Source organism: Leifsonia sp. AK011 (genome assembly GCF_013410945.1).
GTDB lineage: Bacteria > Actinomycetota > Actinomycetes > Actinomycetales > Microbacteriaceae > Rhodoglobus.
Map to the genome: position 1 here is coordinate 1037637 of NZ_JACCCH010000001.1, position 25755 is coordinate 1063391.

The 25755-nt window shown below is 66.8% G+C and carries 27 protein-coding genes and 1 tRNA gene; 16 read left to right on the plus strand and 12 right to left on the minus strand.

Annotated elements, in window-relative coordinates:
- Positions 1-18 precede the first annotated feature (18 nt).
- Positions 19-1302, minus strand: coding sequence for a DUF4032 domain-containing protein (locus HDC94_RS05125; protein WP_179495496.1), 1284 nt, complete (start codon positions 1300-1302; stop codon positions 19-21).
- Positions 1303-1367: 65 nt separating this feature from the next.
- Complete coding sequence (locus tag HDC94_RS05130) at positions 1368-2462, minus strand: ABC transporter ATP-binding protein (protein ID WP_179495498.1); 1095 nt, start codon at positions 2460-2462, stop codon at positions 1368-1370.
- 218 nt (positions 2463-2680) lie between these two features.
- Here HDC94_RS05130 and HDC94_RS05135 point away from each other — a divergent pair, with 218 nt between their 5' ends.
- From HDC94_RS05135 to HDC94_RS05150, 4 genes are all read left to right on the plus strand, one after another.
- The gene (locus tag HDC94_RS05135; RefSeq protein WP_308495629.1) at positions 2681-3586 is read left to right on the plus strand and encodes a thioredoxin domain-containing protein; all 906 of its coding nucleotides are present in this window, start codon (positions 2681-2683) and stop codon (positions 3584-3586) included.
- A 112-nt stretch (positions 3587-3698) separates the two neighbouring features.
- Positions 3699-4400, plus strand: coding sequence for a HEAT repeat domain-containing protein (locus tag HDC94_RS05140; RefSeq protein WP_179495501.1), 702 nt, complete (start codon positions 3699-3701; stop codon positions 4398-4400).
- A gap of 323 nt (positions 4401-4723) precedes the next feature.
- Entirely contained in the window at positions 4724-5878 is a 1155-nt protein-coding gene (locus tag HDC94_RS05145) for an SLC13 family permease (protein WP_179495503.1), read from the plus strand.
- Positions 5879-5910: 32 nt separating this feature from the next.
- Positions 5911-6672, plus strand: a complete 762-nt coding sequence (locus HDC94_RS05150; RefSeq protein WP_179495505.1) for a LysM peptidoglycan-binding domain-containing protein — start codon at positions 5911-5913, stop codon at positions 6670-6672.
- A gap of 13 nt (positions 6673-6685) precedes the next feature.
- Here HDC94_RS05150 and HDC94_RS05155 read toward each other — a convergent pair whose 3' ends face one another.
- Positions 6686-7123: a DUF2000 family protein gene (locus HDC94_RS05155; RefSeq protein WP_308495630.1), complete on the minus strand. Its 438-nt coding sequence runs from the start codon at positions 7121-7123 to the stop codon at positions 6686-6688.
- Between the two features lie 49 nt (positions 7124-7172).
- Between HDC94_RS05155 and HDC94_RS05160 the strand changes: the two genes are divergently transcribed.
- Positions 7173-7952, plus strand: coding sequence for an AraC family transcriptional regulator (locus HDC94_RS05160; protein ID WP_179495509.1), 780 nt, complete (start codon positions 7173-7175; stop codon positions 7950-7952).
- Position 7953: 1 nt separating this feature from the next.
- Here the strand turns inward: HDC94_RS05160 and HDC94_RS05165 are convergent, their stop codons facing one another.
- From HDC94_RS05165 to HDC94_RS05185, 5 genes are all read right to left on the minus strand, one after another.
- Positions 7954-8769 carry a putative ABC transporter permease gene (locus HDC94_RS05165; RefSeq protein ID WP_179495511.1) on the minus strand — a complete coding sequence of 272 codons (816 nt, stop codon included), beginning with the start codon at positions 8767-8769 and terminating at the stop codon, positions 7954-7956.
- Positions 8766-9608 carry a glycosyltransferase family 2 protein gene (locus tag HDC94_RS05170; RefSeq protein WP_179495513.1) on the minus strand — a complete coding sequence of 281 codons (843 nt, stop codon included), beginning with the start codon at positions 9606-9608 and terminating at the stop codon, positions 8766-8768. Before HDC94_RS05170 ends, HDC94_RS05165 begins: the two co-directional genes overlap by 4 nt.
- A gap of 44 nt (positions 9609-9652) precedes the next feature.
- Positions 9653-10000, minus strand: coding sequence for a GntR family transcriptional regulator (locus HDC94_RS05175; RefSeq protein WP_179495514.1), 348 nt, complete (start codon positions 9998-10000; stop codon positions 9653-9655).
- Positions 9997-10932 (minus strand): hypothetical protein, encoded by a 936-nt coding sequence (locus tag HDC94_RS05180; RefSeq protein WP_179495516.1) that lies wholly within the window; start codon positions 10930-10932, stop codon positions 9997-9999. Before HDC94_RS05180 ends, HDC94_RS05175 begins: the two co-directional genes overlap by 4 nt.
- A 71-nt stretch (positions 10933-11003) precedes the next feature.
- The gene (locus HDC94_RS05185; RefSeq protein WP_179495518.1) at positions 11004-12614 is read right to left on the minus strand and encodes an amidohydrolase; all 1611 of its coding nucleotides are present in this window, start codon (positions 12612-12614) and stop codon (positions 11004-11006) included.
- 75 nt (positions 12615-12689) lie between these two features.
- On the opposite strand from HDC94_RS05185, the gene HDC94_RS05190 reads away from it, so the two are divergent.
- From HDC94_RS05190 to HDC94_RS05230, 9 genes are all read left to right on the plus strand, one after another.
- The gene (locus HDC94_RS05190) at positions 12690-13382 is read left to right on the plus strand and encodes an alpha/beta fold hydrolase (RefSeq protein WP_179495520.1); all 693 of its coding nucleotides are present in this window, start codon (positions 12690-12692) and stop codon (positions 13380-13382) included.
- A 141-nt stretch (positions 13383-13523) separates the two neighbouring features.
- A complete protein-coding gene (locus HDC94_RS05195) occupies positions 13524-14255 on the plus strand; it encodes an alpha/beta fold hydrolase (RefSeq protein ID WP_179495522.1) in 732 nt (243 codons plus the stop codon).
- A gap of 43 nt (positions 14256-14298) precedes the next feature.
- Positions 14299-15303, plus strand: a complete 1005-nt coding sequence (locus tag HDC94_RS05200) for an Rv2578c family radical SAM protein (protein ID WP_179495524.1) — start codon at positions 14299-14301, stop codon at positions 15301-15303.
- Positions 15304-15357: 54 nt separating this feature from the next.
- Positions 15358-16017 (plus strand): dihydrofolate reductase family protein, encoded by a 660-nt coding sequence (locus HDC94_RS05205; protein ID WP_179495526.1) that lies wholly within the window; start codon positions 15358-15360, stop codon positions 16015-16017.
- A gap of 57 nt (positions 16018-16074) precedes the next feature.
- Positions 16075-17733 carry an FAD-dependent oxidoreductase gene (locus HDC94_RS05210; RefSeq protein ID WP_179495528.1) on the plus strand — a complete coding sequence of 553 codons (1659 nt, stop codon included), beginning with the start codon at positions 16075-16077 and terminating at the stop codon, positions 17731-17733.
- Positions 17730-18482 carry a hypothetical protein gene (locus HDC94_RS05215; protein WP_179495530.1) on the plus strand — a complete coding sequence of 251 codons (753 nt, stop codon included), beginning with the start codon at positions 17730-17732 and terminating at the stop codon, positions 18480-18482. The genes HDC94_RS05210 and HDC94_RS05215 overlap by 4 nt, the downstream gene beginning before the upstream one ends.
- Positions 18483-18491: 9 nt before the next feature.
- A complete protein-coding gene (locus tag HDC94_RS05220; RefSeq protein ID WP_179495531.1) occupies positions 18492-19226 on the plus strand; it encodes a hypothetical protein in 735 nt (244 codons plus the stop codon).
- Positions 19227-19348: 122 nt separating this feature from the next.
- A complete protein-coding gene (locus HDC94_RS05225; protein ID WP_179495533.1) occupies positions 19349-20515 on the plus strand; it encodes a serine/threonine-protein kinase in 1167 nt (388 codons plus the stop codon).
- A complete protein-coding gene (locus HDC94_RS05230) occupies positions 20512-20931 on the plus strand; it encodes a hypothetical protein (RefSeq protein ID WP_179495535.1) in 420 nt (139 codons plus the stop codon). Before HDC94_RS05225 ends, HDC94_RS05230 begins: the two co-directional genes overlap by 4 nt.
- Before the next feature lie 26 nt (positions 20932-20957).
- Here the strand turns inward: HDC94_RS05230 and HDC94_RS05235 are convergent, their stop codons facing one another.
- Together HDC94_RS05235 and HDC94_RS05240 are read right to left on the minus strand one after the other, a co-directional pair.
- Complete coding sequence (locus HDC94_RS05235; protein WP_179495537.1) at positions 20958-22193, minus strand: hypothetical protein; 1236 nt, start codon at positions 22191-22193, stop codon at positions 20958-20960.
- Between the two features lie 827 nt (positions 22194-23020).
- Positions 23021-23097 (minus strand) — tRNA-Thr (locus tag HDC94_RS05240).
- A 24-nt stretch (positions 23098-23121) separates the two neighbouring features.
- Between HDC94_RS05240 and HDC94_RS05245 the strand changes: the two genes are divergently transcribed.
- Positions 23122-24090 carry a DMT family transporter gene (locus HDC94_RS05245; RefSeq protein ID WP_308495631.1) on the plus strand — a complete coding sequence of 323 codons (969 nt, stop codon included), beginning with the start codon at positions 23122-23124 and terminating at the stop codon, positions 24088-24090.
- Between the two features lie 97 nt (positions 24091-24187).
- Here HDC94_RS05245 and HDC94_RS05250 read toward each other — a convergent pair whose 3' ends face one another.
- Both HDC94_RS05250 and msrB read right to left on the minus strand, forming a co-directional pair.
- Positions 24188-24751 (minus strand): nitroreductase, encoded by a 564-nt coding sequence (locus HDC94_RS05250; RefSeq protein WP_218870742.1) that lies wholly within the window; start codon positions 24749-24751, stop codon positions 24188-24190.
- Positions 24741-25142 (minus strand): peptide-methionine (R)-S-oxide reductase MsrB, encoded by a 402-nt coding sequence (gene msrB / locus HDC94_RS05255; protein ID WP_179495539.1) that lies wholly within the window; start codon positions 25140-25142, stop codon positions 24741-24743. The genes HDC94_RS05250 and msrB overlap by 11 nt, the downstream gene beginning before the upstream one ends.
- Before the next feature lie 63 nt (positions 25143-25205).
- On the opposite strand from msrB, the gene HDC94_RS05260 reads away from it, so the two are divergent.
- On the plus strand, positions 25206-25655 hold the full coding sequence (locus HDC94_RS05260) for a GNAT family N-acetyltransferase (RefSeq protein WP_179495541.1): 450 nt from the start codon (positions 25206-25208) through the stop codon (positions 25653-25655).
- The last annotated feature ends 100 nt before the right edge of the window (positions 25656-25755 follow it).

Sequence of the window (25755 nt, forward strand, 5' to 3'; positions counted from 1 at the left end):
CGGAACGGCCCGTCACACCTAAACCTTCGAGCGCCAGTCGTCCTCGGCGTCGGACTCGTCGATCACCGAGAGCGGGATCGTGAAAGTGCCCGTCGGCGGGTTGATGATCGTCGCCTCGTCGCGGCGGTGGCGCAGCACCGAGTCGACATAGCTCGAGACCGCCTCGGCGAGGGGCACGTCGCGCGCCTCGTTCTGCGACAGGTACCAGCGGTGGTCGAGCAGCTGGTGGAAGATCTCCGCGGGCTCCAACTTGCCCTTGAGCTCCTTGGGGATGGCACGGATGACGGGCTCGAACACCTTCGCAGTCCACTCGTGCGCGATCACTTCCTCGTCGGCGTCCTGCTTTCCGCGGCGGGCACGGAACGCGTCGAGGTCGTTGAGGAGTCGACGTGCCTGGTTCTCCTGGGCGTCGAGGCCCGTGAGCCGAAGCAGGCGACGGGAGTGGTGCCCGGCATCCACCACCTTGGGCTGGATGCGCACCTGAGTGCCGGTCTCGTCGGTGACGATCGCGAGCTCCTCGATGTCGAAGCCGAGGTCGTTGAGACGCTCGACGCGGGAGTTGATGCGCCAGCGCTCTGACTGGTCGAACTGTTCGGGGCCCGTGAGTTCCTTCCACAGGGTGCGATAGCGACCCACGATCCCGTCGCTGATGGCCACGGGATCGATGTCCTCGTCGAGGCGTCCGCCGGCCTGGAGGTCGAGGAGTTCGCCGGCGATGTTGATGCGGGCGATCTCCAGATCGTTCTCGCGCTGGCCGTTGGAGAGTCCGTCGTAGAGCTGTCCGGTCTCGGCATCGACGAGGTAGGCGGCGAAGGCACCGGCATCCCGGCGGAAGAGGGTGTTGGAGAGCGAGACATCCCCCCAGAAGAAGCCGACGATGTGGAGACGCACGAGGAGGACGGCGAGGGCATCCACGAGGCGCGTTGCCGTCTCGGGTCGCAGGGACTGGGAGTAGACCGCGCGATACGGCAGCGAGAACCGGAGGTGCCGCGTGACGAGCACGGATGCCAGTTCCTCACCGGAATCGGACACGCGGTCGGTGATGACAGCCACCGGCTCCACGCTCGGGATGTCGAGGCGCTGAAGCGTGCGCAGCAGCTCGTACTCGCGCTTGGCCAGCTCGGACGAGGTCTCCTTGATCGCCACCACGTAGTCGCTCAGGGTGACGAAGCGCACGAGGTGTCGGGAGATGCCCTTCGGCAGGGCCGTGATCGTGTCCTCGGGCCAGAGCTCGAGAGGGATGTTCCACGGCAGGTCGAGGAGACCGGGGTCGGCTGTCGCCGACGTGATGTTGAGTGGCACGAGCTACTCCTTAACCCAGCAGAGCGGGACGCTGTGGCGCCCCGCTCTGCTGTAGAGAAAACGGACTAGGCCGCGACCTTGGCGCTCAGGCGCTCGCCGGTCGAGGACTCGAACACGTGGATGTGGTTGGGCTCCGGGGTGATGAAGACCTTCTCGCCAGCGTTCGGGTGGTTGCGGCCGTCGACGCGCGCGACGATGTCGACACGGTTGCCATCGACCTCGGTGTGGCCGTAGAGGTAGCCGTCGGCTCCGAGCTCCTCGACAAGGTCAACATCGACGGGCAGGCCTTCGCCGGTCGTCGATACCTTGACGTCCTCGGGACGGATGCCGATCGTGACGCGGTTGGATGTCGCGCCACTGAGCGTGTCACGGTCGACCTTGGCCACCGCGGTGCCGAACTTGAGGCCACCGTCGACGACCTCAGCGTCGAACAGGTTCATCGCGGGGCTTCCGATGAAGCCTGCGACGAAGACGTTCTGCGGAGCCTCGTACAGGTCGCGCGGGGTTCCGACCTGCTGGAGCACGCCGTCCTTGAGCACCGCGATGCGGTCACCCATGGTCAGTGCCTCGGTCTGGTCGTGGGTGACGTACACCGTGGTGACGCCCAGGCGGCGCTGCAGGGACGCGATCTGCGTGCGCGTCTGCACACGGAGCTTCGCGTCGAGGTTCGACAGTGGCTCGTCCATGAGGAACACCTGCGGCTGGCGCACGATCGCGCGGCCCATGGCAACGCGCTGACGCTGACCACCGGAGAGGGCCTTGGGCTTGCGGCTGAGGTAGGGCTCGAGGTCGAGCAGCTTGGCGGCCTCGAGAACGCGCGTCGCACGCTCCTCCTTGTTGACGCCGGCGATCTTCAGGGCGAAGCCCATGTTCTCGGCGACCGTCATGTGCGGGTAGAGCGCGTAGTTCTGGAACACCATCGCGATGTCGCGGTCCTTCGGCGGCACGTCGGTGACGTTGCGGTCGCCGATGAGGATGCGACCATCGTTGACCTCTTCGAGGCCGGCGAGCATGCGCAGGGTGGTGGACTTACCGCAACCGGAGGGGCCGACGAGAACCAGGAACTCGCCATCGGCGATCTCGAGGTCGATCTTGTCGACTGCGGGGCGGGTGGATCCCGGGTAGATGCGGGATGCCTTGTCAAAGGTGACAGATGCCATGACTGTATTACTCCTTCACCGGCAGGTACGTGCCGGACGATCCGTAGTGAATGGAAGTGGTGGCCTGAACCACCATCTCCAGTATGGCACTGTCCTGCTCTCAGTCACCGGTTAGCCAACATCCAGCCTTCTCTCCTAGAATTCCGGAGGCGCGTGAAGAGAGTGCTTCGCGGTGCCCAGTCGCGAGACGCGACATATCCCGAATGAATGAGGTCCGAGTGAGTGACTCAGCCGACGACAAGCTCTCCAAGAACGCCAAGCGCGAGGCCGCGCGCGAGAAAGCGCGCCAGATGCGTGAGGACCAGAAGAAGAAGGAGCGACGCAATCGCTTCCTCCTCCAGGGCGGAGTAGTCGTCGGTGCGCTCGCGATCGTCGCGATCGTGGGGCTCGTGATCGTCAACTCGGTCAAGCCGGAGGGCCCCGGCCCCCTCAACATGGCCAGCGATGGCATCCAGATCGGCGAGGGATACGTCGCCACCCAGACCCCGGCGCTCGCGCCGGGCGAGGAGCCCGTGCCGAACGAGCGCGCCGAGGGTGAGCTCAACATCACGATGTACGTCGACTACCTCTGCCCGATCTGCCGCCAGTTCGAGGAGACCAACGCCGACTACATCTCGAGCCTGCTCGAGAACGGTGGAACGACGGTCGACATCCACCCGATCACGATCCTGGATCGACTCTCCCAGGGCACCAAGTACTCGACGCGGGCAGCGAACGCCGCCTCGTGTGTCGCGAACTACCAGCCCAACAGCTTCTACGACTACCACCTGCAGCTCTTCGTGCGACAGCCCGCCGAGAACACCCCGGGGCTGAGCGACGACGAGCTGATCGCGCTGCTCGGGGACGCCGGCGTCGAGGACGATGGCAAGATTGCGAACTGCATCAAGAGCCAGGAGTTCCGGCCCTTCGTCGTGGCATCCACGGATCGCGCGCTCAACGGCCCGATCCCGAACTCGAACGTCGACAAGGTCGAGGGCACGCCCACGGTCATCGTCAACGGACTCAAGTACGAGGGTGCCGTCGATGATCTTGCGTCGTTCCAGGCGTTCGTCGTGAGTGCCGCAGGCGAGACCTTCAACGACGAGTCGAGCACGCCGACCCCCACCCCGACGCCCGCGGGCTGAGACTGAGACTGGCACTGGGACTGGGACTGACACTGGGCCGTGGCCTCGGCCGCGGAACACCACGGGACCTACGGCACTGTGGTGAGGCATCCGATCGTCTTCTGATGGTGGGGTGAACCGCTACCTCGCCGTGCTCTCCGGCCTCCCGCCGGAGCGCTGGGACGCCTACCTGACGGAGAACTCCGGCTTGCCGGGCCCGCGCGCGAACCTTGCACTGGCCGACGCTTTCGCGACGGTCGCGAGCCGCGAGTCGATCGTCGCCCACGCGAACTCGAGCGACGAGTACCTGCGCTTCTGTGGCACTCAGGCACTGGGGATGGCACTGGCCGCTGAGCCGCACGACGCAGAACTCATCGCGATCCTTCGGGAGCGTGCGAGCGACGAGAACTGGCGAGTGCGCGAAGCTTCGGCTCGTGGGCTGCAGTTCGTCGGGGACGCCCGCCCGGAACTCCTGTGCTTCATCGCCGCGCGCTGGATGCGGGACGCTGACCCGTATGTGCGCCGCGCCGCAGTCGCCGCCCTGTGCGAGCCTCGTCTGCTCGTGACTGAGGCGATCTGGCAGTGCGCGATGATGTCGTGCATCGTGGCGACCGCGTCGATCACGAATACTCCGCTGGCCGCGCGAAGGGACGCTGGCCTGCGGAACCTCCGCCAGGCGCTCGGCTACTGCTGGAGCGTCGTGGTAGCCGCTGCGCCGGACCGTGGGATCTCCCAGTTCGAGCGGCTCCGGGCATCCGCTGATCCCGACGTCGAGTGGATCGTTCGGTCGAACCTCAGCAAGGCGCGGTTGCGCCGCCTGATGGTGAACGCCTAGCGACGGCAGGAAGGGAAGAGGGCCCTCGCGTGGGGGAAGCGCAAGGGCCCTCGCGCCACAATCGCCCAAGGCGATGCAGCGACTCGCGCGCTGGGGGGAGCGCGGAGAACTGTGGGCTCGCCCGCGGTGGGGCGGCGTTTCGGTGTGGGTATCACCTTCTCGGGAGGGGCTCGTTGTCGAGCTCACCGGGTCGGGTCCGGCTTCGGGTGGTCGTAACCGTAACATGTCCTCCTTAATGAGGACAAGCGTGCGAGGCCAACTCTCAGGTCGACTCGATCGCCAGCGTGGTCGGGAACGCGGCGCCGAGCGCGGAGAATAGTGCGATGCGTCTTGCACTTCTCGGGGCGGTGCTACTGGTCCTCGGTGGCATTGCGATGGTCACCGGCATCCTTCCCCCGCAGGACGCGCTCGCCGTCGCCGACCGTGTGTGGCCGATCCTGCTCTTCGCTGTGGCCATCACCGTGGTGGCCGAACTCGCGTCGGAGGCGGGCGTTTTCAGCGTCGTGGCCGAACGGACCGCGCGCGCTGCCCGAGGCCGGGCGTGGGTGTTGTGGCTCTTCGTGATCGTGATCGCTGTCGTGAGCACCGCGTTCCTCAGTCTCGACACCACGGCTGTGCTTCTCACGCCCGTGGTCGTGCTGGTTGCCACGGCCCACGGGCTTCCGCCGCTGCCCTTCGCGCTCACGACGGTGTGGCTCGCGAACACGGCATCCCTTGTGCTCCCCGTCTCGAATCTCACCAATCTGCTGTCGCTCGACGTGCTCGGGTTCAGCGACCCGTATCGCTTCTTCGCGCTGCTCCTCGTGCCCGCAGTCGTGGCGATCGTCGTGCCGTGCCTGCTGTTGCTGGTGATCTTCCGTCGCGACCTCGCCACGAAATTCGAGCCGCAGCAGTCCGCCCCGCCCGCCGACCCGGTGCTGTTCTGGCTGAGTGCCGTGGTGCTCGTCGCCCTGCTGCCGCTTCTGGTCACGGGCATCCCCGTATGGATTCCTTCGTCGGTCGCAGCGCTCGTGCTCGTGGTGGCCTTCGCGATCCGGCGCAGCCGCACTGTGAGGTTCTCGCTGATCCCCTGGCAGCTCGTGGTGTTCGCGTCAGGGCTGTTCCTGGTCGTGGAGGCCGGGCACTCGCTCGGGATGACGGCGGCCCTCGCCCAGGTCGCGGGAACTGGCACTGACCTCGGCAGCCTCCTCCGGCTCTCGCTGTCGGGACTCGTCGGCTCCAACATCGTCAACAACCTCCCCGCCTACCTGGCGCTCGAGCCCGTGGCGGGGGAGCCGGTGCGAGTCGCGGCCCTGCTCATCGGCGTCAACGCTGGTGCGCTCATCACGCCATGGGCGTCGCTCGCGACCCTGCTCTGGCATTCGCGGCTCAATTCGCTCGGCGTCGAGATCCGCTGGTCGCGGTACATGCTGCTGGGCCTGCTTGTCGCGCCGCTCACAGTCGTGGCGGCGACGGTCGTGCTCGCCCTCACGTCGTAGCCGTGCGGCCCTGCCCCGGGTACGGTAGGGAGATGAGGGAACGTCGACTCGCTCTGTTGTTCATGATCGGTCTCACGACGATGGTGCTGGCAGGGTGCTCCCTGCCGTCCGCGTATCCGGACCTGGATCGTGAGGCGGGGCCCGACGACGTCTCCGAGGGATTCGCGGAGAGGTACCCGGACGATCTCGAGAACATCGACCTCGACTCGGTCCGCTGGGTGGCGAGCGATGGCGACATCGATTTGTACTTGATGCGGCAGCGCCTCGGCGGCATCTGCCTGGAGGTCAAGGGCAACGAGAGGCAGTACGGATTGTCCTGTTCCGGGGGCGAGGGTGGGCTCACTGTTCAGTCGCGCACAGGCACGTACCAGGTGCGTCCCGCGCCTATGCCCGAGGAGGACGGATGGCTCGTACTCTCCGAGAACGTGCGCGTGAGGGTCACAGCATCCGACGGTGCCGCGCCGGCAGATGCGGGGTTGCCGCCCTGGCAGTCCACCCCTCGCGCAGTGAGCGACTCGGGGGAGCGCGCAGGAGCATCGGGCTCGGTGACGGGGGCAGGAACTGCCGAGATGACCTACGTCGTCGCTGAGGGCGACACCGCGTCCGACATCGCCGCGAGGTTTGCCGTGGGTCTCGAGCAGCTCATCGACGAGCAGGGTGAGCGCCTTGGCGACCACCCGACCCTGAACGTCGGCGACAGCATCCAGTTCGGCGCGCCACTCACCGGCGACGACTACGACTGCTTCTTCGGCCTCGAAGGGCCCACAGCTAAGGGCGAGACCTGCTACGAGTAGGGGCGGCTGAACCTCAGTCGTGCATCCGTGCGCCCTTGACGACGCGGTCGACGGCATTGCGCGGGCCGCGGAGGGCGATGCCCACGAGGTCGAGGTCGTCCGCGCCCACAGCGGCGACGACGGCGCGATTGGCCGCATCGTGCCCTGAGGCGAAGAGCTCGCGGGTGTAGATACTGGGGCGCAGGCCGCGCCCGAGTGCTCTCGTGCGGACCGCCGCGAGCACCTCACCTGGCCCGGTCAGCACCACGATCGGCTGCCTGCTCATGGGGAGATACTCGTTGCCGTCGGCGTCCCTGTAGGGATCGCCGACGATGCCGGGCTCGCTCGTCGCGATGCCACTCGTGAGGAAGGCCGTGACGTTCAGCTCCTGCCACGGCAGAAGCCCCTCGCGAAGCACGACGACGATCTTGGTGTCGAAGCGGACGGGTTCAGTCTCAGGAGTGTCAGTCACCCCTCGAGTTTCCCGGTGGAGTGACGGCGTCGTCTTGTACGTTTCTTGCATGGAGGAGACGGTGCGGGCGTGGCATCCCGGTGTCCCTCTTGTGCGCGAAGTCCTCACGGCGACCTTCGAGCGGCATGCCTACCCGGCCCACACCCATGACGCGTGGACGGTGCTCTTCATCAGCGAGGGAGCGGTCGCGTACACGCTCGACCGAACGTCGCGCCAGGCCGTGCCCGCCACGATCACGCTTCTGCCCCCGCACGTGCCCCACGACGGCCGTACCGCGGTGAGCGGCCGTGCCTTCCGCAAGCGCGTGCTCTACCTCGAGGAGTCCTGGCTCCCTCAGGAGTCGATCGGCGCGGCAGTGGCGCGACCGCTCATGGCCCACCCGCAGGCCACGCGCACGCTGACCCGGATCCACAGGGCGCTGCAATCGCCGGGGGACGAACTGGCGGCGGAAGGTGACATCCTCGCTCTCGGCGCACTCGCACGGGAGTACCTCGGTGGCGGGGTGGAGACCGCTGGGGATGCACCCCTCGCCCGGCGTCTGCGTGCCATGCTCGACGACCACATCGCCGAGACCTTCACGCTCGCGCAGGCGGCACAGCACCTCGGAGTGCACCCGAGTCACCTCGTGCGGGTGTTCTCGGCCGCCTACGGCATATCGCCGCACCGCTACGTCACCGCGCGACGCGTCGACCGCGCTCGCCGACTCCTCGGCCAGGGGCGCCCCGCTGCCGCGGTCGCATCCGAGGTCGGGTTCCACGACCAGGCGCACATGAGCCGCCACTTCCGCAGGTTCCTGGGTGCACCCCCGGGCGCGTTCAGCGCGGCGTAGGTCAGAAGCCGGAGGCCAGGAGCCGGTTCGTCTCCTGGCTGCGAGCTCGCTCGCCCGCCTCGAGCGTCCTCTCGGATGGCTTCCCGATCTTGGGGAGCCACACGATGAGCTTGCGGTGGTGTCCGCTCAGCTCCTGGTACTCGGTCACGAGACTCATACGCGGGAACGTGTTGATGAGCACGGAGTCGGGGACGAGCCGGTCGACGAAGCGCGCCCACGCGGGGTTCGGCAGGGTGGCATCCTTGCCGTCGCGCTTGGCGCGGAGGTAGACGTTCTTCTGCGCTGTGCGGCGGTACGCGAGAAGGGTGAGCACGGTGGAGAAGAGTGTGGCGAGGATGAGCAGGGTCAGAATGGGCAGTCCGATGGCTGGCGGGATCATCAGCAGAAGCTGCACGTTCACCACATCGAGGCCATAGAGGAGCACGAGTGAGAGGCCGCCCCAGATGAGCGCGTACTTGAGACAGACACGGCCCTGGATGTTGAGGAACTCCTTGCTGTAGTCCCAGTACACGGCGTGGAACGCCTTCTCCATGAAGAGGCTCGTGAAGTACTCGAGCACGGTTCCGACCACGAGCCCGAGCCCGAAGACGATGAACGGATCGTCGAAGTAGGGCAGAAGTGCGAGCGTGATGATGAGACCGCCTGCTCCGTAAAGGAGGTTGAACGGAAGGTAGAGGAGCCCCAGGCGCGACTCGATCACGCCGCGGTACTCGATGGTCCAGCAGTAGATCATCTCGGCGATGACGCCGAGGAACGCGTAGATGAAGAACAGCCAGAGAGCGACGTAGATGCCCCCGACGATCAGTTCGATGCTCACGGTGTCTCCTCGATGGGTTGGTGTTCGGTCCGGGTGGCCCCCCGCCGTCCGGTGATGGCGCGCTCCGCGTGGAGCGCCGGGTAGACCCCGAGCAGCACCACCATGGGCGCGAGCAGTCGTGGGTCGTGGATGCCGTGCTTCTCGTAGGTGCGCTTGAAGCGCTCCACGTAGAAGAGGTAGTCCCTGGGGCTCGAATCGAGGCGGCGAGCTGACATTCCCGCCTCCATCGCCGAGACGTAGGCGATGCGCTTGCCCGCCATCGCGAGGTGGATCGCCAGGTCGAGATCCTCGTGCATGAGGTCCTCGCGGTCGTCGTGCACGGTATCGCGCACGGCCTCCCACGCGTCGCGGCGGAGAGCCATGTTGCTGCCGAAGAGGAAGACGTAGTCACCCGCGAGCTTCGCCTGCACCTTGCGGTAGGTGTCATCGGCCCGGTGTCCGAAGGCGCGCATGGGCATGTCGTAGTAGTCGACCGAGCCGCTCGCCGCGTCGATGTCGCCGGGCCCGAAGGCGACCTGCACCTGCTCGACCCAGTCGGGCTTGATCGCCGAGTCAGAGTCGATGCGGCCGATGATGTCGCTCGTTGCCGCGTTGAAGCCGGCGTTGCGTGTGGCCGTGATTCCCTGCACGTCGTTCTGGTGGATGAGACGAATATGCGCCTCGGGGAATGCAACCTGCATCGCCTCGACGGCCCTGACCGTGCCATCCGTCGACTTGTTGTTGACGACGATGATCTCGGCCGCGGGTACGGTCTGGTCGATGCAGGCCATGAGGCAGTGGCGGATGCTCGACTCCTCGTTGTACGCGGGGATGACGATCGACACGGACGGCGCGCTCATGGCATGACCCTATCGGCGGGTGGGCGCCGCGCGCACGGAACTCGCTAGTGGGTCCAGAGGGAACGCACAACGCTGAGCACGTCCTCGAGCGAGTCGCCGTTGCTCTTGGCCGCCTCGACGAGTCCTCGCGCCTGCGTCATCGTGGCACCCGAGGTTCTCGCGGCCCCGGGAGCGACCGTTGTGCCCGCTCCGACCCGTGTCACCACGAGATGGTCTGCTTCGAGCATTTTGAAGGCTCTCGCCGCAGTCCCTGGGGATACCCCGAGGTCGAGCGCCACTTGGCGCACGGTTGGCAGCCTTTCGCCGGCACCCACGAGGCCGGCTGCGACGAGGCCCCTGAACTGGTCGTAGATCTCCGCGGAGGTCGGGGGAACAGCGGATTCGGGAGTCATCGTGTCTCCAGCGCGGGTGCCCGGCCCGGTGCGCGGCTGCCGAACCTCGGCACGCGGCGGCCCCCGAGGAGCGACAGGAGAAGCAGCACGACCCCGAGGATCTGGGCCCAGCGGCCGAGCACGATGAGGAAGTCGCCTACCGAGCCGAATCCGAGGCGGCCCGCAACCTCGATCACGGGGAACACGAACTGACCGTACCCGGTGGCGGCTGCCCCCGCGGACGCAAGGGCAGTCCCGAAGGAGAGGGCGATGGCCGCGATGCTGATCCGGCTCATCGACGTCGCAAGGGCTCGTCGTGCCGCCGACTCCTCGCGCATCGCATCGGGGCGAGAGAAGGCCGGCGCGGCAACAGTGTGCAGGGAGAGGGCCCACAACGCCACCACGAGCAGGGTGCCCACCAGCACGGGGAGGCTGTACCGCCAGCCGAAGAAGTCGACGAGTTTGCCATCGGGGTCGGGGATCGACATCCACCGCTGCAGCGCGAGTGCGCCACCGCAGAGGAGAGCCGTGAGCGTTGCACTAGCCACGACGAGAATGAGGTCTCCTCGTGTGCTGAAGCTTCGCCACGTGCGCCGGTCGGCGGTGAGCGTGGGTGCCTCCGGTGCGCGTCGACGGATTCGGAGCGCGACCGTGACAGCGGCCAGGGCGACGGCCGCGACAAGGAGGGGCAGCGGATGCTGGTACCAGCGATACACGAAGGGCTGCCAGTTTCCCGTAGCCAGCGGAAGGCTCGCGGCCACGAAGGTGACGAGGATCGCGGAGCTCGCCCCAACCCCGAACCATCGGGTGGTCATCCATGTCGCCCTGGCTGTCTCGCTGACTCGCTGCCGTGCGCCGTCGCGGATGGGCGCCGTCAGGAGTACCACGACACCGAACAGGAGCGCGGTGACGATGATCGACACGAGGGGGTCAAGTAGGTACAGATACGACATCAGGCTCCAATTGTGTCCGGCAATGAGTACAATTTGTACTCGCCAGGAGGAACAATGTCAACCTCCCATGACTACGCCCCGTGCACCTTCTCGCCCGCGAGGTAGGTGGCCAGCACCTCGATCGACGGGATATCGGTGGTCTCCACCGCGTACGGGTCTTTCGCGAGCACGACCAGGTCGGCGAACTTGCCGACCTCGATGCTGCCGACCTCGTGGTCGCTGAACAGCTGCCACGCGGCATCCAGCGTCTCGGCTCGGATCGCCTGGTCGAGAGTGAGCCCCTCCGCCCCGGGGAGGTGTCGGCCACTGCGACTCGTGCGGGTCATCGCCACCGCGATGTTGCGGAGCGGTTCTGCTGGCGTCACGGTGCCGTCGTTGTGGAGCGAGATCTTGAGCCCCGCGTCGACCGCGGCCCGCGCGTTCGCCCAGGGACCGCCGTGCTCGGCGCCGAACAGGTCGTCGACGAGCACGTCGCCCCAGTAGTAGACGTGATCGATCAGCATGCTCGCCGTAACGCCAAGCGAATGTGCACGCTCGAACTGGGCCGGGGTCATGGCCCCGACGTGCTCGAGACGCAGCCGGTGGTCGGATCGCGGGTGCCGCTCGAGCAGCGCCTCCCACGTGTCGAGCACCATGTCGACCGCGCGGTCGCCGTGCACGTGGCACGCGAGCTGCCATCCCTGCGGAAAGTACTGTTCCACGATCGTGTCGAGCTGCTGGCGGTCATAGTTGGCCGAGCCATGCGACCCGGGCTCGACCCCGATCGAGCGCGTGCCATCGGTGTCGAGGTAGGGGAACGAGAGAAGGATGTTGCCCACCCACGGCGATCCGTCGGCCCACGTCTTCACGCCCACCTGGCGCACGAGCTCGTCGCCGTTGCCCGGCTCGACCGACGTGGCTTTGGCGGGCGCCGACATCTCATAGAGTCGCAACCGCGCGGTGATTCCGCCCGCCTGACGCGCTGCGTCGAGTGCCGGGCGCTTCTGGTTGTCCCAGCTCATGTCGCTGACGGTCGTGATGCCGACCGCGTTGAGGCCGCCGAGGTAGTCGCGCAGCAGGGCGGGCAACTCCTTGCCTGCGGTCGCGAGCGTGCCGCCGAGGAGGGCGAAGACCGTGCCGACCTCGAAGCCCTTGCCGGTGAGGTGCCCCGCGGCATCCTTCTCCCACTTCGAGCCGACGGGGTCTGGAGTGCTCTCGTCGACGCCCGCACGGTCGGCAGCAGCACGGTTGAAGTAGACCACGTGGCCGGAGTTGTGCAGGATCACGATGGGCGTGCTCCCGCCGATCTCGTCGAGCTCGGCCATGGTCGGGTCGGTGAGGCCCTTCTGCAGCAGGCCGTCCCACCCGCTGAAGGCGACGCCTTCGGGGTGCTCGGCCACTCCGGCGTGAATCGCGGCCATCACCTCGTCTGCCGTCTCGAGCACGACGGGCCGGATGTCCACGACGTAGTGACTGAGCACGATGGCCGAATCGGTTGGATGCCCGTGCGCTTCGACGAAGCCGGGTAGAAGCACCCCGTCCCCGAGCTCGATGACCTCCGCGTTGGCGGATGCCTGCTGCCGAACCTCGTCCGCACTGCCGACGGCCGCGATGCGCCCGTCGCGCACGAGCACAGCCTCCGCGCGGGGGTTGGTGTCATCCACCGTGATGATGCTTCCGACGAAAAGAGTCTCGCTGCCCATGCAGTCACTGTATCGAGGGAGGGTGAGCGGTGGTCAGGACCTAAGCCTGTCGGTGGACCGCCCTAGCGTTGGCGCATGGACGTCATCCTCATTCCTGGTTTCTGGCTCAACGGCGACTCGTGGGGCGTGGTCACGGAGCGCCTGCGTGAGGCGGGGCACACGCCGCATCCCGTGACGCTCCCCGGCATGGAGTCGGTGGATGCCGACCGCTCCGGCATCACGCTGCGCGACAACATCGACGCGGTCATGGCGATCGTCGACTCGCTGCCTTCGGGTGTCGTGCTCGTGGGACACAGCGGTGGGGGCGCGATCGCGTCGGGTGTCGTGGATGCTCGGCCGGATGCGATCTCCCGAGTGATCTACGTCGACTCTGGCCCGCTCGGCGAAGGTGACTCCATCAACGACGAGTTGCCCGTGGTAGACGGGGAGATACCGCTGCCCGACTGGGACGTCTTCGAGGATGCCGATCTCATCGACCTGACCGACGAGCTACGCGCGCACTTCAGGCAGATCGCGATCCCCATCCCGGCGAGGCTTGCGAGTGACATGCAGGTGCTCAGCGATCCGCGGCGCTACGACGTGCCCGTGACGGTGATCTGTTGTGAGTTCCCTGCGGCGCAGCTGCAGCAGTGGCTGAACGGCGGTGTGCCGATCGTCGCCGAGCTCGCGGCCATGAAGCATCGAACGCTCATCGACCTCCCGACCGGCCACTGGCCGCAGCTGACGAAGCCGCACGAACTCGCCGACGTCATCGTGCACGCGCTGTAGGCCGCTCGGAGGAATATTCACCTGAGGTCTGGCGCCGGTTCACGTGCCAGTTCTACAGTGGGCGCAAGCGTCCCGAACCCGACGCACGACGCGAAAGAGCAGCCACCTGCACTCGCGTGGCGTCAGGGAGAGGGAACAGGGATGTCAGAGACAAAACCGACGATCGTGCTCGTCCATGGAGCATGGGCCGACGCCTCCAGTTGGACGGCGGTGAGCGTTCCGCTGCAGGCCGAGGGATACACGGTGTTCGCGCCGCCGAACGAGCTGCGCGGGCTCACGGGGGATGCCGCGTACATCGCCTCCTTCCTCGCGCAGCGCACCACCGGTCCGGTCGTGCTCGTCGGCCACTCCTACGGCGGAGCCGTGATCACCAACGCCGGAGCCCAGGGCGGGGACGTCAGGGCGCTCGTGTATGTCGACGCCTTCATCCCCGACGAGGGGGAGTCGGTGGTCAGCATCCTCGAGGGCTCCGGGTCTGCGCTCGCCGTCGCGGACCCGACCACGGTCCTGGATGTCGCGGGGTACCCCGGCGCACCCGAAGGTGCTGCTGACGCCTTCCTCAAGCCGGACACAGTCCACAACTCCTTCGCCCAGGATCTGCCCGAAGCGGATCGGTGGACCATCGTCGCCCAGCAGCGCCCGATATCGCTCGTCGCCAACGTCACGCCCGCTGGCCCGCCCGCGTGGAAGACGATCCCCAGCTGGGCGGTGCTCGGCACCGAGGATCTCGTGATCCCGATCGGCACGCAACGCAGTATGGCTCAACGCGCGGGCTCGACCGTGACCGAGGTGGCGGGATCGCACGTGTCGATGATCTCGCACCCCGACGTCACGCTGGCGGCGATCCGGGCGGCGGCCGACTCGATCACCTGAGACAGCGCTCGTCTTAATTTCGAACATATGTTCTACTATCGGAATGCGGTGGAGCGGACAATCGGTAACTGCCCCCGGGGGCCTCATTGGGCTCGCGGGCCTGGTGCGAACGGTGCGCACTCCGGAGTTCGCGGGGATGCTCTTCCACGAAGTCATGGCCAAGAGCGCGCTCAATCGCGTTCCCGGCCAGAGTGCGATGCCGTTCGACTGGACGGTCAATCCCTACCGTGGCTGTTCGCACGCCTGCGTCTACTGCTTTGCGCGCAACACCCACCTCTACCTCGACCTTGATGCCGGAATCGACTTCGATACGCAGGTCGTCGTGAAGGTCAACGTTGCCGAGGTGCTTCGCGCGGAGTTGTCGAAGCCGAAGTGGAAGCGCGAGCCGGTGGCGCTCGGCACGAACACCGACCCGTACCAGCGGGCTGAGGGGCGATACGGGCTGATGCCCGGCATCATCGGGGCGCTCGCCGACAGCGGCACCCCCTTCTCGATCCTCACCAAGGGCACGCTCCTCAGGCGCGACCTCGGACTGCTCGTCGACGCGGCGGAGAAGGTGCCGATCCATCTGGCCATGTCGATTGCCGTCTACGACGATGAGTTGCAGCAGCAGCTCGAGCCAGGCACCCCGACCACCACGGCGCGGTTGGCGACAGTTCGGGCGGCGGTGGATGCGGGCTTCGACGTGTCCGTGTTCGTCATGCCCGTGCTGCCCTACCTCACCGACACGAAGCAGCACCTCGAGTCCGCGCTTTCCGCGATCCGGGAAGCGGGGGCGACCCGGCTCACGTACGGGGCGCTGCATCTGAGGCCGGGTGCGCGGGAGTGGTTCCTGCTGTGGCTCGAGCGCGAGCATCCCGAGCTGGTGGCTCGATATCGGGCGATGTACGCGGACTCCTCGTATGCCCCGAAGGCGTACCGCGCATGGCTTGGCGAGAAGATGCGTGCGCTCATGGCCGAGTACGGCTTCGACTCCCGCGCGACATGGGCGCCTCCCGCGAGAAGGCTGCCTGCCTTCGAGCAGGTCGGGCAGCCCACGCTGTTCTGAGGCGAGGATGCCACGGCATGTGTACAACGTGAACATCTCCGCTATCGTCGTGCCATGACGAAACTGCGCGTGCACAATCTGGCCATCTCGCTGGACGGCTTCGCGGCCGGAGAGGATCGGACGTTCGAGGCCCCCTTCGGTCATGCCGGCATGCGACTCACGGAGTGGTTCTTTCCCACGCGGACCTTCGTTGCGATGAGCGGCCACGAGGACGAGGCGATCGGCGCCGGCACGACGGGCGTCGACGACTCCTTCGCCGCCGCCACGGGAGTGGGTATCGGCGCCGAGATCATGGGCCGCGGAAAGTTCGGGCCGCAGGTCGGCCCGTGGGAGGACGAAACCTGGCGAGGATGGTGGGGCGAGGAGCCCCCCTTCCACTCGCCCGTGGTCGTGCTCACGCATCACGAGCGCCCCGATCTCGCGGTGGGGGAGACGACGTTTCTCTTCCGCAACGCCTCCCCGCGCGAGGCGTTGGACCTCGCGACCGAACTGGCGAACGGCCTCGACGTGCGACTCGGGGGAGGTGCGACCGTCGTGAGGGAGTTCCTCGAGGCGGATCTCGTCGACTACCTGCACGTGGTGGTCGTGCCGATCGTGCTCGGGAGGGGCCAGCGCATCTGGGATGGACAGGAGGGCCTCGAGCAGCGCTTCGACGTCGAGGTGACCGCCTCCCCCAGCGGCGTGGTGCACTACGTGTTCACGCGGAAGGCCTGACGCGCGGATCCTCTCGGGAAACTTCCGCCCGTAACATCCGTCGGCGAAGATGAAACGGTGACAGACGAACCGCACATCCTGACGAACACGTTCACCGAGGAGCAGTGGGGCAGGATCCTGCCCTATGCCAAGCCGATCGAGGCAGGTGTCGACGATCTTGTGCTGCGCGTGGGTGAGCAGTGGTACCCGCTCGTGCTCGTCGACGCCGGTGTTGTCGACATCGTGCGCCCGGCGAACGCGTGGTTCCCCGAAATTCTGGTGGCCAGTGTCGGCCAACGGTCGTACACGGGCGAACTGGGGGTCCTGAGTGGACAACGCGCGTTCCTGAGCGGGCGCGTTCGTGAGGCGGGACGGATGTTCGCGCTCGACACCGCGGCGTTCCGTCGAGTCATGGCCGAGCACGACGATCTCGCCGATCTGCTCCTGCGGGATCTCTGGAAGCGCAGGCAGGGACTCCTCAACGGCCCGGCCGCTCTCACGCTGAAGATCGTCGGCCCCGAACGTTCGCGCGAGGTGCTCGCGCTCCGCTCCTACGCGATCCGCCTCGGGCTCGCCCACACGTGGCACGACGGCACAGAACACGAGGACGAGCTCCAGGATCACGGCATCAGCGCCGCCGACATGCCCGTCGTCTGGGTGCAGGGTGAACCGATCCTCAATGCCACCCCCGGCATCGTCGCGGAGAAACTCGGGCTCGCCTACCAGGAGGCCGAGGATGTCGCGGTCGACCTCGCCGTCGTCGGTGCGGGGCCGTCCGGGCTCGCCGCCGCCATCTACGGCGCATCCGAGGGGCTCTCCACCGTGTTGCTCGACCGTGTCGCGCCCGGTGGACAGGCCTCCGCTACCTCGCGCATCGAGAACTACCTCGGATTCCCGTTCGGGGTCAGCGGCGGGGACCTCATCGGTCAGGCGCAACTGCAGGCCCTCAAGTTCGGTGTGAGGGTCTTCGCGCCCTGTGAGGCGACCGGGCTCGAGGCATCCGCCGACGGCATCACGCTGTCGCTGACCGACGGTGCGCAGGTGCACGCGAGGGCCGTGATCGTCTCCACGGGGGCCTCGTACCGTGCGCTGCCGCTCGAACGCTGGGCCGAGCTGGAGGGTGCCGGCATCTACTACTCGGCGACCCCGCTCGAGGCCAAGCAGGTGGCGGGGTCCACCGTGGTCGTCGTCGGTGGTGCGAACTCGGCAGGGCAGGCGGCGCTGTTCCTCGCGTCGAATGCGTGCTCCGTGCACCTCGTCATCCGTGGCGACAAGCTCGACGCGAGCATGTCGGCCTACCTCATCGATCGGCTCACCGATGACCCGCGGGTCACCGTCCACACCCAGACCCAGGTGAGCGCACTCGAGGGCGGGGATGCTCTGGAGCGAGTCACGCTGACGACCGGCGAGGTCATCGACTGCGCCGGGCTGTTCTGCTTCATCGGGGCCGAACCCGCCACGAGCTGGCTCGAGGGAATTGCGACGGATGACCGTGGCTTCCTCGTCACCGGAACGGATGTGCCCCTCGCCGAAGCCGCAGCCTGCCTCGGCATCCACGGACGGGATCCGCTTCCGTTCGAGACCAGCGTGCCGTTTGTGTTCGCGACCGGGGACGTTCGGAAGGGCTCGATGAAGCGCGTGGCCGCAGCGGTCGGGGAGGGGTCGAGTGCCGTGGCATCCGTGCACCGCGCATTCGCGCACGTCGCGCCGGAGCCCAGGGTGGTTGCCGAGCTGTGACGGCCGCAGAGGAGCGCGAGCTCGAGGCCCTGCGGGAGCGCGTGTACGGGCCGAACGGCGGGCTTGCGCCGGATGAGGCCGCGGTACGCCGGCTCCAACAGCTGGAGGAGGCGCGGCGACCGACGGTGCCGCGTCGCGTCGAGGTCGACATGATGGAGCGCCCTCCGGAGGTTCCCGAGGCTTCAGCGCCCGAGGAGATCCCGCGACCTTGGTGGGAGTCGGCGGCCCGCGAGCTCTTGCGCCGGCTCGACACGGTGCCACGCCTGATGATTCCGATCATCCTCGCGGTGGCGGCGCTCGTGACGGTGATCGTTGTGGCGGTGATTCTCGTGCAGAGGCTCCAGACGGAGCCGTTGGTGGGGTCGACGCAGGAGGTGGCGCGACTGGCCCTCGACCCCACCTACGACGCGCCGCTGATGTTCACCGGTGAGGGTGAGGTGCAGGTCTTCGAGTCCTTCCACGGCCTTCGCGCGATCGCTGGGGGTAACGGAGCCGCGTTCGCTAGCGGGACGCAACAGACCTGCCTTCTCGTCTTCAATGACGCGGAAGCGAACAATGCCGACGAGGACTTCTTCAGCGGGTTCGTTCTTAGTGGATGCGGCGCTGGCGGGTTCCCCGCGGTGGCCCAGTTCCCGGCTCAGGTTGACGGCCTTCCCGACGAGCTCAGGGCGGCTTTTCCCGAGTCGGCGCTCCAATTCGTCTATGACAGCTCGACGAGCGAAGTCGTCGTGTTCGAGTCCCCGAGGTGATGCAACGTGGTGACTGACGAAGAGGAACTCAGCGCCCTTCGCGTCCGCGTGTACGGGCCGAACGGCGATAGCCACCCGGACGCTGTTCGGCGTCTCCAGGAGCTCGAAGCGGCTCGGATTCGCCCGGCTCGCCTTGTCGAGCAACCGAGCGAGGCGGATGCACCGCTTCCTCCTGTCGAGCATCCTGATCCGGTCGAACCGCAAGAACCACTCTCCCGCGAGATCCTGCGTCGGCTCAAGACTGCCCGGCGTTCGACCGTGGTCGTTGCAGTCGCGGTCGTCGTATTCACTGCCGGCGTCATGGCAGCGCTCACGATCGTGCAGCGAGTCCAGCCCGATCCGTTGGGCACGGGTGCCACGCAGATTGCGCGACTCGGGGTCGACACATCCTTCCGGGTCCCCGACATGTTTCGCGGTGGGTCCAACGGCGACATTCCTGCCCAGGGATTCCAGCAGTTCAACGGGCTGCGCCCCGTCGTGATGGGCAGCGGGTTCTTCGGTGCCGGGACTGATCTGCCCTGCCTAGGGGTCTACCCGGAAGCGGCGATCACCGTCCCGGATTCGAGCTCGTTCAGCGGGCCTCTCATTGGGGGCTGCCAGGTTGGGGGATTCCCGGCCGTCGCGCAATTCCCGTCGGGCCTCGACGGCTTCCCGGAGGAGCTGGTCGACGCCTACCCGGGCTACGGTCTCCAGTTCGTGTACGACCAGGCGAACAACGAGGTGGTCGTGTTCGCGTTGAAGTGACGACCGCGGATACGCATACACACTGCGGCCCCAGGTCGTAAACCCTTGCCCGATTCCCAGTCGTGCGCTCTACGATCAGGGTGGCCCCTCTTTGGGGTACATCCACGCTCAGGGAGGGTGATGTGACGCACGAGATGACGCAGGGCTCATTCCCGGCGGCGACGGTCGGCGGCAGGTACGACGTCGGCGAGCTCCTGGGTCGGGGTGGCATGTCGAGCGTGTATCGGGCGGATGACACGCTCCTGGGTCGCACCGTCGCCATCAAGTTCTTCGCCGACGGAGCTGACAGCCATGCCGAGGCCGCCCGGAAGCGGTCGGAGGTGCGAGTTCTCGCGTCGCTGAACCATCCCGCGTTGGTGACCGTCTTCGACGCGAATCTCGAGGCCGAGCCATCGGGCTACCTCGTCATGGAGTTCGTCGACGGGTCCACTCTCCACGAGCGCCTCGCGGCTGGCCCGCTGCCCGCGGTCGACGCGATGGGCATGCTCAAGGAATTGAGCGAGGGGCTCGACGTCGTCCACAGCGGGGGAATCGTGCACAGGGACATCAAGCCCTCCAATGTGCTTCTCACGTCTGCCCGAGGCGGTCGCGTACGTGCGAAGCTCGCCGACTTCGGCATCGCGCACCTTGCGGACGCTACCCGCCTGACGATGCCGGGCTCGTTCATGGGCACGGCCGCCTACCTGGCACCCGAGCAGCTCAACGGCGATGATCCGGCTCCGAGCGCGGACGTCTACTCGCTCGGGCTCGTCATCCTTGAGGCTCTGACCGGCAAGCGAGCCTTCCCGGGGACGGCGGCGCAATCGGCGTCCTCACGCATCGTCGGCGATCCGCCCATTCCGGAGTCGATTCCAGTCGCCGTGCGCGAACTCCTCTCGTCCATGACGGCGCGTAGCCCCCAAGCGCGACCCACCGCTGAGCGAATTGCAGAGCTGGCCGCTCGCGCTGAACGCGACGTCGCGCACGAGGCGCCATCGGCCACGTTGGAGACGGCAGCGATGCAACAGGATGAGCCGACTCGTGTTCTCACGGCGCCGGGCAACGACGGCCCCACTCGTGTTCTCACTCCGCCGCCCGGCCAGGATCGCGATGCGCCGACTGAGGCTCGGCGGTCCCCTCGAAAGTGGCTGGCTCTCAGTGCGGCAGCCGTACTGCTCCTTATCGCCGGGGTCGTGATCGCAGTACTGGTATCTGTCCCGGCGCCCGCACCCACGGCGCCGCAGCTTCCCGCCCTCGAAGAGCCTCTGGGCACTCACGTGGAACAGTTGCTCGAGGCGGTGAGCCCGTGATGCGGGTACTTCGCGCGGTTGTCGTTGCCGTGGCATCCGTCAGCCTGTGTGTCGGATGCGCGGCCCAGCCGGCGATCGACAGCGAGATCAGCGCCGAGCTCCAACAGGAGGTCGTCGATCTCGCGAACACGGCTGCCGCCGGAGATGCTGCTGCAGCCCTCGCTCAACTCGACGCCCTGAACCTTCAGCTGCTTGAGGCCACGTCACGGGGTCAGGTGAGTAGCGAACGCAGTACCCAGATCGGTGCGGCTATCGAGCTCGTCCGCCAGGACCTGCAGGCCGTCGTGGATGCCGCGGAACCTGAGCCCGTGCAGCCCGTCGAGCCCGAGGACGACAAGAAGGGCAAGGACGAGAAGGGCAAGGACGAGAAGGGCAAGGGCAACGAGAACGGCAAGGGGCCGAAGGGCGAGGACTAGAGCCCTCCTCCCGCAGTGGGGTGCGGCTACGCGCGTCGCGCCCGGGCGAGCAGTACGACGGATGCCCCGGCGAGAAGCAGCACGAGGGCGCCGAGTGCGGGCATCCCGGAATCCAGTCCCGTGGATGCCAGCGCTGGCCCTGCCGGCGCCGGCGACGGCGGCTCGGTCTCGTAGACGTACATGACGTTGGACGCGTCATCCGTGTCGCCCGAGAAGTAGAGCTTGCCCTGGAACACCGTCATGTTGAACGTGTACTGCGGTGAGCCTTCGAGCACGCTGACCTGGCCCGCCGTGATGAGGTTCATGACGGGCAGGTCGTTCGCGAAGCCGAGGTAGTAGAGGCTGCCGTTGTACTCCGTGTAGCGGCCGGTCTCGGTAACCGCACCCGGCACCTCAGTGACGGTGCCGCCCTTGAAGCTGAACACGTTGCCGAACCCGCTAGTGCCACCGGTGAAGTAGAGCGCTCCGTCGAACACGGTGAGCGCGCTGGCGGACGCCGCGGGCATCAGGTCCACGACGGTGAAGGTCGAAGCCCCGTCGAACGAGTAGAACGACCCATCGGCACCGAAGTAGGCGAGACCGTCGTAGGCGACGAGTTCGCTCGCGCCGACGGGTGCGCCCGCGACCGGTGCGGCGGGGGTGCCGGGCGTCTCCGGGTCGTACGAGAACAACGTGCGAGCTTCGCCCGGCGTCGGGTCGGTGTCGCCCTCGAAGTAGAGCTTGCCGTTGTAGGTGGACAGGTAGCGGGGGCCGACAGTGCCGCCAGCTACGGGGGATGCAGCGGACCCGTCGTACTGCCAGAGCTCCGCGACTCCACCCACGGTCGCCTGGAAGTACGCGACGCCACCGGTGCTCACGAAGTCATTGGGGGACTCGAAGGGTCCGGGCACCTGCGTGATCGTGGTGCCGTCGTAGGTGAAGAGGCCGTAGGCGTAGGGAACTGCAGAGATGTCGACGATCGCCTCGAAGATCAGCTCGTCGCCCAGGGTGTGAAACTGTGTCGGCCCGACAGGCGAGCCGGGCACCTGCGTGAACGTCGTGCCATTGAAGGAGAACAGGCTCGAGTAGATGTCGCCCTCGGCCACACCCGAAAGGAAGAGTTGCCCGTTGTGCACGTAGTAGTCGGACGTGCTGCTCGGAGCGCCGATGACCGGAGTAGGTGGGGCGGATGCGGCGCTCGCAGGTGTAGCGCCGGCGAGGGCAACAGCGGCAACGGCGAGGCCAGCCATCGTGGCGGTGAGGGTGCGGTGCAGAGTCGACACAGGAGTCCTAACGTGAAGTGCTGTCGACGTTAGCAGATTTTGTTCCGGTGGAACATCGCACGGCGCCGACCCCCGAACTTGGGAGCGACAGGTATGTGATGCCCTGTAAGGGTTGGCAGACGATGAGAGTCTTCCGAGCGAGCGCGGTGACAACTGTCGTCGTTGTGCTCTTCACGGGTTGCGTGTGGGTGCGTGGAGGCGGCCCTAGCAAGGCGGATGCAGTCGAATGGGCGCGTGTCACCTCATTGGAGGTGATCGATGCGATCGAGGTTGGTTCTGAGCCGTTGTGGGCGAACGAACGCGAAGGCGTATGCACATCGATCGATCACTCATTCGATAACTGGGCTTCTTGGGTCATTTCGACTGATTACGCGCTTGATCCCTCGGAGCGACTTCCCGTACTCGACCGGGTAACCGAGAGCTTCGTACAGCGTGACGGCTGGATAGTCGCCGGGGACGAAACGGGGGAGATCCTTCCAGCCAGCCAAAGCCAATTCACACGCAGTCTTCACCCTGCGCCCTCGCATGGCGATCAGGGTGCACAGGTCACTGTGACCCCCGAAGGAACGAGGGTCGATGTGACTGTCCGCAGCGCCTGCTACATCGTCCCCTGAGAGCCCGGCGGCAAGTGCCGGTGGCCGCGCACTCGTCGAGCGGGAGGCGCATTGCCAGCCCTACATGGACCAGAGCAGGACTTCTTGTGAAGCAGCTGCGCCCGGTGGGCGCAAGTGAGCATCTGGAGTTTGCCGACCGAACCTGACACCAACGGCGGGACAACTGTTCGGTAAACGGGCTCCGGCGAAAATGCCGCCTAGCGGCATTTTCTGTGGAGCCCCCTGTCGGATTCGAACCGACGACCCCCGCTTTACAAGAGCGGTGCTCTGGCCAACTGAGCTAAGGGGGCGCGAACATCGTCCATAGTAGCTAAGTGAGTTCCACCCCGGCGCCGCAGCCCTCCCGACTGGTCCTGGTCGCGTCGGTGGGTGTCGCCGTGATCAGCGGAGCCCTCACCGCACTGCAGACCCGAGTGAACAGCCAACTTGCGATCGAGCTTGGCGACGGCATCCTCTCGTCCCTCATCTCTTTCGGCAGTGGCCTGCTGATTCTCACGGTCGCCGTGCTGCTCGTGCCGAGCGGACGCCACGGTCTCGCTCGCCTCAACAGATCGGTGCGAGCGAGGCAGACGCCCTGGTGGTACCTGATCGGTGGCGTCTTCGGCGCGTTCTTCGTCGTGAGCCAGGGCCTCACAGCGACGGTTGTCGGGGTCGCGCTCTTCACGATCGCCGTCGTCGCGACACAGACCATCACGGGTGCAGTCATCGACCGCGTGGGGCTCGGCGACCTACCCAAGCGTCCCGTCACTGTGCTCCGCGTCGTCGCGTCTCTGCTGGCGCTCGTCGCGGTCGGCTTCGCGGGTGCCGCCGAGTTGCGGGTGGATGTTCCAATCGCGCTGCTCATCCTTCCGCTCCTTGCGGGGGTTGGCGTGGGCTACCAGCAGGGCATCAACGGGCAGGTGCGCTATGTGTCGGAGTCCGCACTGACAGCGACGTTCCTGAACTTCCTCACGGGCGCGAGCGTGCTCGTCATCGCCGTCATCGTGCACACGCTCATCGTGGGGTGGGTCGCGACCTTCCCGAGCAACCCGCTCCTCTACACGGGTGGTGCCATCGGCGTGCTGTTCATCGGTGGAGCGGCCGCGGTCGTCCGCACGATCGGCGTGTTGCTCCTGGGTCTCGGCACGATCGCGGGCCAGCTTGTCGGCGCGCTACTCCTCGACCTCGCGATCCCGATCGCGGGCCACCACCTCTCGATCACGACGGTGATCGGCACGCTCCTGACCCTCGTCGCCGTCTCGCTCGCGGTCCTCTCAGCCCAGCACGCCGAGCGGATACGCTGAGGTAAGCCGAACGGCCCCTTCCGGGGCTCATGGAAGGGCCGATTCCCTTACCTCAGGAAGAATCTCAGAAGACGGTCGGGGTAGATGAGGGCCAACCTCAGGAGAGCACTGACAGGTAGGGCTCGGGATCGAACGGCTTGCGCGGCTTGTCCTTGCCCGGGATGACACCCCCGACGTACAACCAGCCGAGTAGTTCCTCGTTGTCGGCGAGCTCGTGCATCCGTCGTACCGGCTCCGAACGGGTGTGCCCGCCGGTGCGCCAGAGCACACCCCAGCCGGCCTCGTCGAGCAGGAGGCTCAGCGCGTGGGCGACACCGGCGGCCGTGGCATCCTGCTCCCACGCGGGAACCTTGAAGCTCGGCTGGCGCCTCGCGACGACGGCGATGAGCAGTGACGCCCGCAGAGGCTTCTCGGCCAGCGACCGGGCATCCTTACCTTCCAGCCGACTCGCCTCCACGAAGGCGGCTCCCAGCCGCGACCGGGCATCCCCGCGCAGCTCGATGAGGCGCCACGGATGCAACGACCCATGGTCCGCGACGGTGCCAGCGGCCGCCACCAACGGAAGCAGCTGCTCGTGCGTGGGCGCATCCTCGGTCACTCGTGAGTGCGACCGACGGCGCAGAATCGCCTCGCGGGCGGAGGAAGTCAAACTACTCCGCAGCTTCGAACGTCAGCGAGACCGAGTTCATGCAGAAACGGTCACCGGTCGGGGTGGTGGGGGCGTCATCGAAGACGTGGCCCAGGTGCGAGCCGCAGTTGGCGCAGCGCACCTCGACGCGCTCCATGCCGAGCGACGTGTCCTTGACGAGCTCGACGGCGTCCTGCTCGGAGGGAATGTAGAAGCTCGGCCAGCCGCAGTGCGAGTCGAACTTGGCGTTGCTGCGGAACAGCTCCTGGCCGCAGCCCTTGCAGCGGTACACACCCTCGCGGTTCTCGTCGAGCAGTTCGCCCGTCCACGCGCGCTCCGTCGCGGCCTGGCGAAGGATGGCGTACTCCTCGGGGGAGAGCTGCTCGCGCCACTCTTCGTCGGACTTGTTCACGTTGTAGGTCATTGGTTCTCCAGAACGGGGAAAAGATCGTGCTCCATTAAACTCGCGAGCGTGGCCGAATGTTCCGTGATTGTCAGACGCAGCGACGAAATCTCGACCGCTGAACTCTACGCGGTGCTCAAACTCCGCACTGACGTGTTCTTCCTCGAGCAGCACGTCGACGAGGAGGAGCTTGACTGGCGCGACCTCGAACCGACTACCGTGCACTACTTCAGCCTCGACGGTCGCGATGCCGTCGCGTGCCTGCGGGTGCTCGTCGACGAGGTGCCCGAACATCGGGATGCCCGCCATCTCGTGGGTCGCGTCGTGGTGCGTGCCGACTACCGGGGCAGGGGACTTGCGGGCGCACTGCTGGAGCGGGCGCTCGAGGATTTCGGCGAGCATCCGATGCTCCTTCACGCCCAGGAGTACATCGCACCGCTCTACGCCAAGCACGGGTTCGTCGCGTTCGGCGAGGTGTACGAGGAGGCGGGCATCCAGCACCTCTCGATGTACCGCGAGGGCCAAGTAAGGTAATCCTTACCGAAGCTTTGACAGGGGAGTGTCCCGCGGCCTAGGGTCGAAGTTAGCTTAGCCTTAGCTAAGTGACTGTCGCCCAGTGATGGGCCGCCCACCC